This is a genomic window from Streptomyces sp. NPDC058469 (assembly GCF_042721125.1).
Taxonomy (GTDB): domain Bacteria; phylum Actinomycetota; class Actinomycetes; order Streptomycetales; family Streptomycetaceae; genus Streptomyces.
In genome coordinates this window covers 182,623-194,879 of sequence record NZ_JBHXME010000003.1, presented here as the reverse complement: position 1 = coordinate 194,879, position 12,257 = coordinate 182,623, and the positions used below count along the sequence as shown (strand labels likewise).

General features: G+C 69.6%; 15 protein-coding genes. 8 read left to right on the top strand and 7 right to left on the bottom strand.

The window, feature by feature from the left end; translation table 11 throughout:
• The 5 genes from purU (at position 1) to ACFWP5_RS03320 (ending at position 5,690) form a co-directional block, all read left to right on the top strand.
• Positions 1–924: a formyltetrahydrofolate deformylase gene (gene purU, locus ACFWP5_RS03340; protein ID WP_384149427.1), complete on the top strand. Its 924-nt coding sequence runs from the start codon at positions 1–3 to the stop codon at positions 922–924.
• Between the two features lie 55 nt (positions 925–979).
• A complete protein-coding gene (locus ACFWP5_RS03335; protein WP_384149425.1) occupies positions 980–2,215 on the top strand; it encodes a beta-ketoacyl-[acyl-carrier-protein] synthase family protein in 1,236 nt (411 codons plus the stop codon).
• Positions 2,212–2,787, top strand: a complete 576-nt coding sequence (locus ACFWP5_RS03330) for an NADPH-dependent F420 reductase (protein ID WP_384149423.1) — start codon at positions 2,212–2,214, stop codon at positions 2,785–2,787. The genes ACFWP5_RS03335 and ACFWP5_RS03330 overlap by 4 nt, the downstream gene beginning before the upstream one ends.
• A 185-nt stretch (positions 2,788–2,972) precedes the next feature.
• Entirely contained in the window at positions 2,973–4,331 is a 1,359-nt protein-coding gene (locus tag ACFWP5_RS03325; RefSeq protein ID WP_384149421.1) for a cytochrome P450, read from the top strand.
• A 213-nt stretch (positions 4,332–4,544) separates the two neighbouring features.
• Positions 4,545–5,690: a N(5)-(carboxyethyl)ornithine synthase gene (locus ACFWP5_RS03320; protein WP_384149419.1), complete on the top strand. Its 1,146-nt coding sequence runs from the start codon at positions 4,545–4,547 to the stop codon at positions 5,688–5,690.
• A 62-nt stretch (positions 5,691–5,752) separates the two neighbouring features.
• Here ACFWP5_RS03320 and ACFWP5_RS03315 read toward each other — a convergent pair whose 3' ends face one another.
• The 4 genes from ACFWP5_RS03315 to ACFWP5_RS03300 are packed head-to-tail and all read right to left on the bottom strand — an operon-like array spanning position 5,753 to position 7,435.
• Positions 5,753–6,040 (bottom strand): hypothetical protein, encoded by a 288-nt coding sequence (locus tag ACFWP5_RS03315; RefSeq protein ID WP_384149417.1) that lies wholly within the window; start codon positions 6,038–6,040, stop codon positions 5,753–5,755.
• 53 nt (positions 6,041–6,093) lie between these two features.
• Positions 6,094–6,450, bottom strand: coding sequence for a PRC-barrel domain-containing protein (locus ACFWP5_RS03310; protein WP_384149415.1), 357 nt, complete (start codon positions 6,448–6,450; stop codon positions 6,094–6,096).
• 44 nt (positions 6,451–6,494) lie between these two features.
• On the bottom strand, positions 6,495–7,148 hold the full coding sequence (locus ACFWP5_RS03305; RefSeq protein WP_384149413.1) for a streptophobe family protein: 654 nt from the start codon (positions 7,146–7,148) through the stop codon (positions 6,495–6,497).
• Entirely contained in the window at positions 7,127–7,435 is a 309-nt protein-coding gene (locus ACFWP5_RS03300) for an LLM class flavin-dependent oxidoreductase (RefSeq protein WP_384149411.1), read from the bottom strand. Before ACFWP5_RS03300 ends, ACFWP5_RS03305 begins: the two co-directional genes overlap by 22 nt.
• A gap of 198 nt (positions 7,436–7,633) precedes the next feature.
• Here ACFWP5_RS03300 and ACFWP5_RS03295 point away from each other — a divergent pair, with 198 nt between their 5' ends.
• Together ACFWP5_RS03295 and ACFWP5_RS03290 are read left to right on the top strand one after the other, a co-directional pair.
• Positions 7,634–8,674: a phosphatidylinositol-specific phospholipase C domain-containing protein gene (locus tag ACFWP5_RS03295; RefSeq protein WP_384149409.1), complete on the top strand. Its 1,041-nt coding sequence runs from the start codon at positions 7,634–7,636 to the stop codon at positions 8,672–8,674.
• Between the two features lie 35 nt (positions 8,675–8,709).
• On the top strand, positions 8,710–9,267 hold the full coding sequence (locus ACFWP5_RS03290; RefSeq protein WP_384149407.1) for a GH25 family lysozyme: 558 nt from the start codon (positions 8,710–8,712) through the stop codon (positions 9,265–9,267).
• A gap of 38 nt (positions 9,268–9,305) precedes the next feature.
• Here the strand turns inward: ACFWP5_RS03290 and ACFWP5_RS03285 are convergent, their stop codons facing one another.
• From ACFWP5_RS03285 to ACFWP5_RS03275, 3 genes are all read right to left on the bottom strand, one after another.
• Positions 9,306–9,965: an NADPH-dependent F420 reductase gene (locus tag ACFWP5_RS03285; RefSeq protein ID WP_384149405.1), complete on the bottom strand. Its 660-nt coding sequence runs from the start codon at positions 9,963–9,965 to the stop codon at positions 9,306–9,308.
• A 564-nt stretch (positions 9,966–10,529) separates the two neighbouring features.
• The gene (locus ACFWP5_RS03280; protein WP_033282798.1) at positions 10,530–10,742 is read right to left on the bottom strand and encodes an EF-hand domain-containing protein; all 213 of its coding nucleotides are present in this window, start codon (positions 10,740–10,742) and stop codon (positions 10,530–10,532) included.
• Positions 10,743–10,790: 48 nt separating this feature from the next.
• Positions 10,791–11,708 carry a MerR family transcriptional regulator gene (locus tag ACFWP5_RS03275; RefSeq protein WP_384149403.1) on the bottom strand — a complete coding sequence of 306 codons (918 nt, stop codon included), beginning with the start codon at positions 11,706–11,708 and terminating at the stop codon, positions 10,791–10,793.
• Positions 11,709–11,766: 58 nt separating this feature from the next.
• On the opposite strand from ACFWP5_RS03275, the gene ACFWP5_RS03270 reads away from it, so the two are divergent.
• Positions 11,767–12,257 (top strand): hypothetical protein (locus ACFWP5_RS03270; RefSeq protein ID WP_384149401.1); only part of this gene is annotated, 491 nt, incomplete at its 3' end.

Sequence of the window (12,257 nt, the reverse complement as noted above, 5' to 3'; positions counted from 1 at the left end):
GTGACGTCAACTCTGGAAAGTCACACACCAGTTCGCGCTACGGCCCCTGCCGCGACCGCTCGCACGGGGCACCGTCACGCCTCCCTCACCGTCCGGGGCAAGGACCGGCCCGGCATCGTCGCGGCGGTCGGCGCGGTGCTCGGTGAGCACGGCGCGAACATCGTCTCCCTCGACCAGTACTCGGACAATCCGCAGGGCGGCGCGTTCTTCCAGCGCACGGTGTTCGGCCTCGACCACCTCGGGGCGGCGCTGCCCGCGATCGAGGACGGGCTGCGGCAACGGCTCGCCGGGGACTTCGAGTTGGAGTTCACGCTGCGGGACCTGTCGGTTCCGAAGCGGGTGGCGATCTTCGCCTCGAAGTCCGACCACTGTCTGCTGGACCTGCTGTGGCGGCACCGGCGCGGTCAACTCCCCGTCACCGTCGCCATGGTGATCTCCAATCACCCGGACACGGCGGAGGAGGTCCGGTCGTTCGGCATCCCCTTCTTCCACATCCCGTCCTCGAGCCCGGACAAGTCGGCTGCGGAGGCTGAGCAGTTGCGCCTGCTGCGCGGCAACGTCGACTTCGTCGTGCTGGCCCGCTACATGCAGATCCTGTCGGCGGACTTCATCGAGCGACTGGACGTGCCGATCATCAACATCCACCACTCCTTCCTGCCGGCCTTCATCGGCGCGGGCCCGTACGCCAAGGCGAAGGAACGCGGCGTGAAACTCGTCGGCGCCACAGCCCACTACGTCACCGAGAACCTCGACGAGGGCCCGATCATCGAGCAGGACGTGGTCCGGGTCAGCCACGCGGACACCGCCGCCGAGCTGCAACGACGCGGCGCGGACGTGGAACGGGCGGTGCTCACACGGGCGGTGCAGTGGCACGGCGAGGACCGCGTGCTCCGCCACGGCAACCACACGATCGTCTTCGCATGAGCGCCCGACGGACAGCGACGGGAGCAGGAGCAGCAACAGGAAGGAGGGCACGGCGATGACCCGACTCAGGGACGCGGACGTGCTCGTGACCGGCCTGGGAGCCATGACCCCGCTCGGCGCCACGGCACCCGAATCATGGCAAGGTCTGCTCGACGGACGCTCCGGCGTGCGCACCCTGCACGACGAACAAGGCTCCTGGCCCGAGGAGTTACCGGTACGGGTCGCGGGCTCGGTGTCCGCCGACCCGGTCGAGATCCTCGGCCGGGTGCAGGCCCGCAAACTGGATCGCGGTGAGCAACTGGCCGTAGCGGCAGCCCGGGAGGCATTCCAGGACGCGGGCCGGCCCCCGGTCGAACCGGAGCGGCTGGCCGTGGTCGTCGGCACCGGTATCGGGGGCGTGTTGAGCACGCTCGGCCAGAACGACGTCTACGAGCGGTCGGGCATGCGGAAGTTGTCCTCGTACGCCGTCCCCATGCTGATGCCGAACGGACCGGCGGCCTGGGTCAGCATCGACCTCGGCGCCCGCGCGGGCGCCCGCTCCCCGGTCAGCGCGTGCGCCTCGGGCGCCGAGTCCATCGCCCTGGCACTGGACCTGATCCGCCTCGGCCGCGCCGATGTCGTGGTGGCCGGGGGCACCGAGGCGAGTCTGCATCCGTTCATGCTGGCCGCGTTCGCGCAGATGAAGGCGCTTTCGCGGCAGGAGGGCGACCCAGCCGCCGTGTCGCGGCCGTTCGACGCCGGCCGCTCGGGGTTCGTGATCGCCGAGGGCGCGGCCGTACTGGTCCTGGAACGCGCCGAGTTCGCCCGCGCCCGGGGAGCCCGCGTATACGGCGCGGTGGCCGGTGCGGCAGTGACCTCCAGCGCCCGGCACATCTCGGCGTCCGACACCGAGGGGCAGGTCCGGTCGATCGAAACGGCCCTGCGAGAAGCGGAGTTGGAGCCCTCCGACATCGGCCATGTGCACGCCCACGCCACCTCGACCCCGGGTGGCGACCTCGCGGAGGCCGACGCGGTGACGAAGGCGCTGGGTACGCACCCGGTGGTGACCGCGACCAAGTCGATGACGGGCCACATGCTGGGCGCGTCGGGGGCGTTCGGCGCGATGTCGGCGCTCCTCTCCCTTCACCACGGGGTCGTCCCGGCCACCCGCAACCTCGACGCACTCGACCCACAGGTCCATTTGGACGTGGTCAACGGCGGTAACCGCAAAGGCAGTTGGGACGCGGCGCTCGCCAACTCCTTCGGCTTCGGCGGCCACAACGTCAGCCTGGTCCTGAAACGGACACCATGAGCCAGGGGCAGGAGCAGGAGCAGAAGAACGCGACGCCGACGATCGGCGTACTGGGCACGGGCGGCATCGCCGTCGCACTCGCGACGATGTTCGCCCGTGCCGGGCACGAAGTACGGTTCGGCGGGCACTACGAAGAGGTCGTGGCGGAGTCCTCGGTCGTGATCCCCGCCGTCCTCGGCGTACAGGGAGCGGTGCAGCAACTCCGGCCCTGGCGGGCCGGGTTGCGCGGGAAGATCCTGGTGGACATCACCAACCCCTTCACCGGCGGCCACGTCGACTTCGTGGGCCCGTGGGCGACCGGCGGCACCACGGACCTCGCCGCCGCGTTCCCGGAGGCGCGGCTGGTGGGCGCCTTCAAGAACGTGTGGTGGGAGACGTTCGACGGCACCCCCGACCCGTTCGTCCCCGAGATCCACGTGATCTCCGACGACTTGGCGGCGAAGCGGACGTTCCTGGGACTGTGCGCGGCGACACCGTTCACGTGCGTCGACGGGGGCGGGGTGGACCAGGCGCGCCGGGTGGAGCGGATGGCGCTGCGCGGGGTGGGGTCGGCGGGGGTGTTCGCGGCGTAGGGCCCCGGTGGGTCAGTCGAGCAACATGCCCCCATATGAGCCCACTTGGGATCCACGGAGCCCCACCCTGCCCACAACTCCCCGCCCCCCACACGTGGTTCTCGCCACGCGTCGGCAGGGATTGCTCCCGCACACGATCCGGGAAGTGATCACGGCGTCATCTCTGTGATGTGAAGGGATTCACCGTGACCGTCGCGCCTCCCCCCATCCCCAGGGCCGCGGGCTCACTCCCGCTCCTGGGGCACGCGATCCCCCTCCTTCGCGACAACCTCGGATTCGTGGCCTCGCTGCGCGGCTACGGCCCGCTCGTCGAGATCCGGCTCCAGCCCGGCCAGTCCACCATCGTCGTCAACGACCCGCCCCTGATCCGGGCCATGCTGGTCGACCTCGCCCCGACCCTCGACAAGGGCCGGTTCTTCGAGAAGATGGGCCAGTTGCTCGGCGACAGCGTCGTCACCGCGGCGGGCACCGAGCACGTACGCAAACGACGCCAGCTCCAACCGGCGTTCCGGCACACCGAGATCACCCGGTACGTCGACATCATGCGCGACCAGGTCACCGCCGCCGTGAGCGGCTGGCGGCCCGGCCAGGTCCTCGACGTCCGCGAGGCGATGGTCCGGCTGTCCCTCGACATGCTGGCCGCGACCGTGTTCTCCGGCAGCATCGACGACGACGCCTTCCGCCGGCTCCGCGAGGACCTGTCGGTGGTCATGAACGGCGTCGGCGCCCGCATCATGCTGCCGGACTGGGTGGAGAAGCTCCCGCTGCCGGCCAACCGCCGCTTCACCGCGGCCCGTGACGCCGTCCGCGCGACGATCGACACGGCCGTCGCCGACCTGCGCTCCGCCGACCGGGACAGCGGCGACATGCTCTCCCTGCTGCTGCGGGCCACCGACGAGGAGACCGGCCGGCCGCTCACCGCCCACCAGATCTGCTCCGAGATCCTCACCCTGGCCGTGGCCGGCACGGAGACCACCGCGTCGGTCCTGTCCTGGGTGCTGTACGAGCTCGCCCGCGATCCCGGCATCGACGCCCGCGTCCAGGACGAGCTCGACACCGTCCTCGGCGACCGCCCCGTCACCTTCGACAATCTGTCCCAACTCCCGTACCTCGCAAGGGTGATCCGCGAGACCCTACGGCTCCATCACACCGGCTGGCTGGTCACCCGCCGCACGCTCACCGCCACCCGGCTGGGCGACTGGGAGATCCCGGCCGACACCGAACTGGCGTACTGCCAGCACGCGCTGCACCGCGACCCGGCACACTTCCCCGACCCGCTCGTCTTCGACCCCGACCGCTGGCTGGACGACAGCCGACAACTTCACGAGGAAACGTTCCTTCCCTTCGGTGCGGGCAAGCACAAATGCATCGGCGACCGCTTCGCCCTGGCCGAGATCACCACCGCGATCGCCACCCTGACCCGCGCCTGGCACCTCGACCTCACCACCGACCGCACCGTCCGCCCGGTAGCCCGCGCGACGGTCCGCCCCAGCACCCTCCGGATGACACCCCGACCCCGGACCCGCCGCCCGGCGACGACCTGACAGCGGGGCCGCCGAGCGCCGGCCGGCGGCGCTCGGCGGCGGTCGGGCCCGCGCCGTACGACGCGGGCCCGGCGATGGAATCCGGCCCTTTCCGGACTGGAGTAACGTGGCAATACCGAGCGCACCTCGCACGCCGTCAGCCGTTTCGGCGTCGCCCTCGGGGAACGGCAACGCCGGAGCGCTTCGTGTCCGGCCGGAAATGAGCCGCCCCACATGAGCCTGATGAGTCTCGGAGTACTCCACTCCTCCCGCAAGGAGAACGAGTTCCGTCTGCCGCTGCACCCCCGCCACCTCGACCGGATCGCCCCGGACATCCGGGAGCGAATCTTCCTCGAACAGGGCTACGGCGAACGGTTCGGCATCGCCGACGACGCACTGCGCCCCCTCGTCGGCGGCCTCCGTTCCCGTGAGCGCCTGGTCGCCGAGTGCGACATCATGCTGCTGCCCAAGCCCATGCACGCCGACCTCGCCGAGCTGCGCGAGGGTCAGGTGCTGTGGGGCTGGCCGCACTGCGTGCAGGACGAGAAGACGACGCAGATCGGCATCGACCGACGGCTGACCCTGATCGCCTGGGAGGCCATGAACCACTGGACCTCCACGGGCGCCTTCAGCGTCCACGTGTTCCACAAGAACAACGAGCTGGCCGGTTACTGCTCGGTGCTGCACGCCCTGCAGCTCGGCGGGCTGACCGGCAGCTACGGCCGTCGGCTGCGCGCGGTGGTCATAAGCTTCGGCGCCACGGCACGCGGCGCGGTCACGGGCCTGGGCGCCATGGGCGTCTCCGACGTCACGGTGCTCACGCAGCGCGCCGCCGCGGCCGTGGCCTCGCCGATGCCGTCGGTCGTGATGGGGCACTTCGAGGAGCAGGAGGACGATCCCTCCCGCCTCCAGGCGGTGACCGGGCTCGGGCCCGTGCCGCTCGCGCAGTACCTGGCCGGGTTCGACATCGTCGTCAACTGCGTCCTCCAGGACACCGACGCGCCGCTCATGTTCGTCAACAACGAGGAACTCGCCCTGTTCCAGCCGGGGACCTTCTTCATCGACGTGGCCTGCGACGAGGGCATGGGCTTCGCCTGGGCCCGGCCGAGCGGCTTCGGCGACCCGATGTCCACGGTCGGTCCGGGCTGCCACTACTACGCCGTGGACCACAGCCCGTCCCACCTGTGGAACTCCGCCACCTGGGAGATCAGCGAGGCGCTCCTGCCGTACCTGGGCACGGTCATGAGCGGCCCCAGCGCGTGGGACGACGACGTCACGGTGCGGAAGGCCATCGAGATCCGGGACGGTGTCGTCCAGAACCCGAAGATCCTCTCCTTCCAGCACCGGTCGGCCGCCTACCCGCACGGCCCCGAGGTCTAGAGATCCAGAGGTCATGAGGCAAGGCGGCCTGGCGGCCGGGCAGTTGGTGGCCCAGTGGTGGTCTAGCTCCGGTTGACCCCGGTGGCCACCGCGTGGCCGATGAAGAGGTAGACGAGGGCCGGCAGGCCGTAGTTGACCACGGTGCGCCAGTCCGCCGAGTGGATGGTGAACAGGTTGTGCGACCAGCCCGACAGCCAGTTGGCCGCGTCATGGACCCAGTCGACCGAGTTGTTCGCGGTGTTGGCGTCGAACAGATAGAGGGCGATCCACAGGATCAGGATCAGTGCCGCGATGTCCGCGATGACGGAGATGACCGTCCCCGCGGGGCTTCCGCCGTAGCGTGTGGACATGTTCAACGGATGGCCCGGAACGCCGAGTTGAAACCTCTCGGCGTCCGGTGCCGTCAGCGGCGGGCCAGTTGGCGCTCGCCGCCCGCGCCGGGCTGGTACGGCAGGCCGTAGTGCTTGAAGATCGCTTCCTCCTGGTCGGCGGGCAGCACGTCGTCGGTGCCGATCGAAGGGGCCTGCTTCACCAGGGCTTTGGGGTAGCCGACCCTGACGTAGTCCGGGCCCACGATCGCGTCGTCCAGGGGGACGAAGATCAGCCGGTGCCGCGTGGGCAGTCCGGTGCGGACGGTGGCCATGGCCGGCTCGTCGGTGGCGGTGTCCACGTACACGGCCTCAAGCACACCGATCTTGTGCGACTCCGCGTCCACGACGTCACGCTCACGCCACTCCCGGACATCGGCTGAGCGAATCATGACCTTCTCCTTCGGACGACTCGTCCACCAGCGGGTCCAGAGCGTCATTGCCGGGCCGGGGCCTGTTCGACCAGCGTAGTCCTCCCCCCATGACGCGGACAGTGACCGGGGTCGGCGGCTTGCCTGCGGGGGCGACCGGAGCGGAAGGCCGTCCGGCTGCCCAGGCACCCCAGGGCGAGCACCACGGCCACCCACACCAGCGCGCCGAACGCGGTCGAGCCGACAAGGACGTCGTACGACATCGTCGTGTCCTGCGCGGCGCCGCCGCCACCGCCACCGCCGAACATCCCGCCCAGGGCACCCAACGCACCAATGCCACCAACGCTCGCCCCGGCGCCCTGCCCACCGCCGAGCCCGCTGCTCATCGCCGAGTCCGGCACGCTGATCGTCCCGTGCGCAAGGGTGGTGACCAGCACGAACGCGATCAGTGCCGCCGCTCCGGCACCGGCTGCCCGGGCGCCCAACTCGCTTGCGGTGAGCGGACGTTGCCGCAACCGCCGCGAGAACACCAGCCACAGCACCACGGACCCGACCAGCGTCACCCCGAGCGGCGCGACCGAGGCCGCCCCGCTCATCGACGGGCTCATCCCGCCTCCGCCGCCGAAGAGACCGAACAGCATCGAACCCATCGACCCCGAACCCCCCGCGCCCCCGGCGGAGTTGACCGACCCGGCACTCAATGACCCGCCAACTGCCATGGCAGCCAGGGCCATTGCCATCGTGCCCGGCATCCGACCGAACCGGCCGCGATCAACGCGGCGACGAGGAAACGGACTTGCTTCGTACGGGCGGCCATCGCCGCGAGCATCTGGACGGGGCTGGGCAGATACCCGTCCGCCGAACCGTGGTGCTCGGAGACGGTGATCCGCGCACAGCCGAGCCCGTCGGCCCACTCGGCCATGTCGAGGGCGGCCGCGTACCGGTCGGCCATGGTCGTACCGGCCGACTCCGGGTTGCGGAAGTCGAAACGAAGAGCGAACCCCATGCCCGGACGATTCATTGTCCGAGAATATGGTTCTCCATAAACAGAACGCAATATCCGCGAAACGAAAGCATTCTTCTCAGCCCGGGGCAGGTGGAAGCCGATGTTCCCCCAGGGGCTACCGAGGAGTAACCGCTTCGCCCTACGCTGCTGCCGCCAACAAGGCTCCAACTAGGCCACGGCGAAGGGGACTTGAGACTCATGAAGGCGATAAGACGGCTGGCGGCGTTGCTGGGCACTGCCGCCCTGCTGCTGACGGGGGCCGCGGGCAACGCCCATGCGGCGGCGGCGAAGTTCTCCGAGACGACGACGATCGGGACGCACAACGCGTACGAGAAGGACAAGTACACGTACTGGGCACAGGCGTTGGACTCCGGGGCCTCACTGCTCGAACTGGACGTCTACGTCGACAGTCTGAGCAAGCGGTGGCGGGTCAGCCACAGCGACCTGTTCTCCAACGACAACAACTGCGAGTACGCGAGCACCCCCGCCGACCTGTACAGCAAGGCCACCGACCAGGACCTCGGCAGTTGCCTGGACAACATGGCCGCCTGGAACACCCTGCACCCGGACCACGCGCCCATCATCATCAAGGTGGAGATGAAGGTGGGCTTCAACCAGACCATCGGTCTCGGCCCGACCGCGTTCGACACCCTGGTCTCGCAGAAACTCGGCAGCAGCGTCTACAAGCCGTCCGACCTGCTCGGCTCCTCCTACTCCACGCTCGACGCGGCGGCCCAGGCGAACGCGTGGCCCTCACGCGACGACCTCAAGGGCAAGTTCGTCTTCGAACTGATCCCCGGCACGGTCGAGCAGGCCAACCCGTTCGACCACTACTGGACGGACCAGGAGTACGGCGACCATCTGCGCGACCTGTACGCGGCCGGCACGATCGCGCAGGCGCAGGCCTTCCCGGCGGTACTGGGCGCGGCGAACGGCGATCCGAGGGCGAGCCGTTGGACGTCCGACACCTCGATCCGCCCCTGGTTCGTGTTCTTCGACGGTGACGCGGCGACGTACGTCAACAACGGCTACGACACGTCGTTCTACTCCACGAACCACTACATCCTGATCATGACGGACGCGTACGCGGTGGCCCCGGCGATCTCCTCAACAGCCCCCACAGACGCGGAGGTTGCCGCCAAACTGGCCCTGCTGGCGGCGGACCACGCGAGCGTGATCACCTCGGACTGGTCGGCGAAGTCGGCGTCGGTCCTCAGCTCGGCGGCCACCAGAAGCTGAGGTTCCGGATCCCGGGGACGGGGCACAAGTCCCCCATGTTGCATGGCATCGACGTAAGCGCGTACCAGTCCACCGCGTATGGCACGGACGGCTCCTCCTTCGTCTTCATCAAGACGACGGAGGGCCATTCGTACGTCAACCCCAGACTCACGGCCCAGACGAAAACGGGCCGTGACGCGGGACTGGTCGTCGGCTTCTACCACTTCCTCTGGCCGGGCAACATCACAGCCCAGGCCGAGTACTTCGTCAGCAAGGCCCCGGAAAAAGCAGGCGACTTGCTGGCCGTCGACTGGGAGACAACAGGCGACGGCACCCACGCCACGAACGCGGAGAAGGACAGCTTCATCCGCAAGGTGAAGGCCCTCCGCCCGAACAACCGGGTCATCCTCTACTGCAACCGCAGCTTCTGGCTCACCATCGACAAGACCTCCTACGCGGGCGACGGCCTGTGGATCGCCGACTACACGACAGCCGGCAAGCCCCGCATCAAGGCGGACTGGAAGTTCCACCAGTACACCTCGGACCCCCACGACAAGGACGTCGCCGACTTCACGACCAAGGCGGCCTTGCAGACGTGGGCGAAGGACGCCTGATGGTCGTGTGAGCCGGCCCCTCAGCCGCTGAAGGCCCTTCAGCCCTTGAAGTCCCCCGTCCGCTCCGGCGAAGCCTCCGCCAGTCCCTTCTCGATCCCGTCCACGCCCTCCCGCAGCCCGTACACCGGCGTCCCCGGCTGCTGGCGCCAGGACTCGTCGAGGCTGCCCGAGTCGACCGTGTCGAAGCCGAGGTCGTCGATCAGGGCCCGGACCACGCGCTTCGCGGCCTCGTCGTCGCCGGCCACCGGGAGGGCGAGGCGGTCGGGGGCGCCGGCCGGGCGGGGGCGGTCCAGGATGTCCTGGGCGTAGGTGCCGTTGAAGGCCTTGATCACGGTGTGGCCGATCTGCTGCGCCGTCCAGCGGCTCTCGGTATGGCCCTCGTCGAGGATGGCGTCGATCCGGCCGTCCCGCCCGGGGTAGTAGTTCCCGGTGTCGATGACCGCGACGTTCTCCGCCGCGCCGTCGAGGAAGCCCTTGGGCAGGTTCGGGACCGCCTTCAAGGGGACGGTGACCACGACGACCTCGGCCCCGGTCGCCGCCTCCTCGACCGGTACAGGTGTGGCGCCCGTCTCCTCGGCCAGCACGGTGAGTGTCTGCGGGCCGCGCGAGTTGGCGACGGAGACGTCGTGACCGAGCGCGGTGAGCCGCCGGGTGAGGTTGCCGCCGATGTTGCCCGCGCCGATGATGCCGATCTTCATGACAGACCCTTCGCCGATCCAGAATCCATGCACACGCATGCGTCTGATGGGCCTCAACCTCGGGCCGTCATCGGCTATTCCGGGCCCCCGCCATACGAGTGACAGGCGACAAGAAACAGTGACGGCGAGCAACGGTCGACCGACTCCCCGGAACCTACTCCCCGAACGGATCCTCCCAACTCCGCCCGCAGCACCTCCGCGGCCGTCTGTGCATCCCCCTCCGCTGCCGGGCCGGGAGCGGCTGCTCGACGCGCTGGACGGGCTGCGCCGGGAGCATTCGCAGCTGGCTGCGGTCCTGGTCACCCACCACCTGGAGGAACTGCCCGTCGGCACCACCCACGCCCTGCTCCTGCGCGACGGCCGCCCCTCGCGCAGGGCCAGGCGGCGGACGTCCTCACCAGTGACCAGGTCGGCAAGTGCTTCGACCTGCCGTTCGTCCTGGAACGGCACGAGGGCCGCTGGAGCGTACGGATCAGGAGCGGCCGCCGGCCATGACTCACCACCGGACATGACGGAAGGGGCGCCCGTCCACCGTAGGACGGGCGCCCCTTCCGAACGATCGGGTCACTTGTTCAGGTGGGCCCAGAACTCGTCGAACGACAGGACCTTGTCCCCATTGAGGTCCCGGCTCTTGATGATCGCCTCGGCGACCGTCTCGGTCACGTTCCAGTCGCCTCCCTGGGCCAGGGCGGTCTTGAACTCGGCCGCGGTGATGACACCGTCACCGTCCGTGTCGATCCGCTGGAAATGCTTGCGTGCTTCCTCGATGTCCGCCACCGGATCCGCCCCTTCGTAACGCTTTACCGCCTGTTGACGGAGGCCAGACTAACCGGCCGCGCGAGCCCGCAGCGCGGCGACCACCCACGCGAACTCCTCCCGGTGCGCCGCCGCGGGCCCCGCGCCCTTCACCGTGGACAGCAACTCCCGGTACCGGGCGAGCCGGTCGTTGGACGCCGACTCCATCCGTTCGAGTACGACGGCCGGGTCGCCGCCGTCCCCGAGCACCTCCCGCAGGATCGCCTCCGCCTCCGGCGACTCGGGGGCGATGCCCCGCTCCCTGGCTTCCGCGCCCAACTGCACCAGCCGCATGGGAAACCAGGTGGACCGCCCGCGGACGGCGATGCGGTCCTGGTCCGACGCGTTGAACTCCATGACCTGGCGCATCTGCGCCCGGAACTCCGGGTCCTGCACCAGCTCCGCCAACTCCACCCAGGCGTCGACCTGTTCGGGGGTCGGGTCGTCCGGGAGGTCCGACGCGATGGAGCGCATCCGCTCCTCGATGGCCGGATCGACGGTGTCGAGCCCGTGGAACAGTTCGTCCACGAACTCCTCCATGATCCGCTTCCGTTCGGCTGCCGACAGCCGTGCCAACTTGTTCATGAACGTCATCTCCTCCGCGGTCGAACCGCGTCTCGCGACGGTCGACAGCACCGCACGGGTCACCCTCAGCGACCTGATCTGCGCGTCCAGCGCCACCACATGCGCGGCGGCCACCTCCGCGACGGTCGTCTCACCGGCCAGCACCTTGCGCACGTCGTCCAGGCCGAGGCCCAACTCCCGCAAAGTACGGATCAGTTCGAGACGGGCGGCGGACTCGGCGTCGTAGAGCCGGTAGCCGCCTGCGGAGCGGGTCACCGGGGTGAGCACGCCCTCGTCCGACCAGTAGCGGATGGTGCGCACGGTCAGTCCGGTGGACCTGGCCAGTTCCCCGATGGTGAGGAGTCCGGTGCCGTCATCGATCATGTTGGTGAGTGTGGGCCTTCCAGTGGGTGGAGACTCAAGCGGCGCAAGGAGCTTGGTGATGGAGACTCTTCGGGACATTCTCGACGCGGTGGCCCGGGACGACCTCCCGCCGCCGGACGGCCGTACCGTCGTCGTCCCGCAGATGTCCGAGCGGGACGCGGGGGTGCTCGCCTTCACCGCGCACGCGGTCGTCTTCGTCGACGAGGATCCGCAGTGGGTCCACGACACCCTGGCCGCCGTGCCGTGCGACGCGCTCGCGGCGCCGATGAACCCGCGGTTCCTGACGGCCCTGCTCGACCGGACGGGCCGCAGGGCGGAGACGATCGACGCGATGCTCGTGGGTTCCCCGCTGCCGGGCGAACCGCCGCTCCCGCTGCGGGAGATCACGGACGGCGACCATCCGCGGATCGTGTACGCCCGCGGCCGGCGCGACGACGTGCGCGCGTGGACGACGGACGGCGGTGTGCTCGAGCTGGTCGCCACGCCCGCCCCGCGCAGGCCCGACCTGTGGGACGGCGGCGCGAGCGACCGCATCGCCGACGTGCTGCT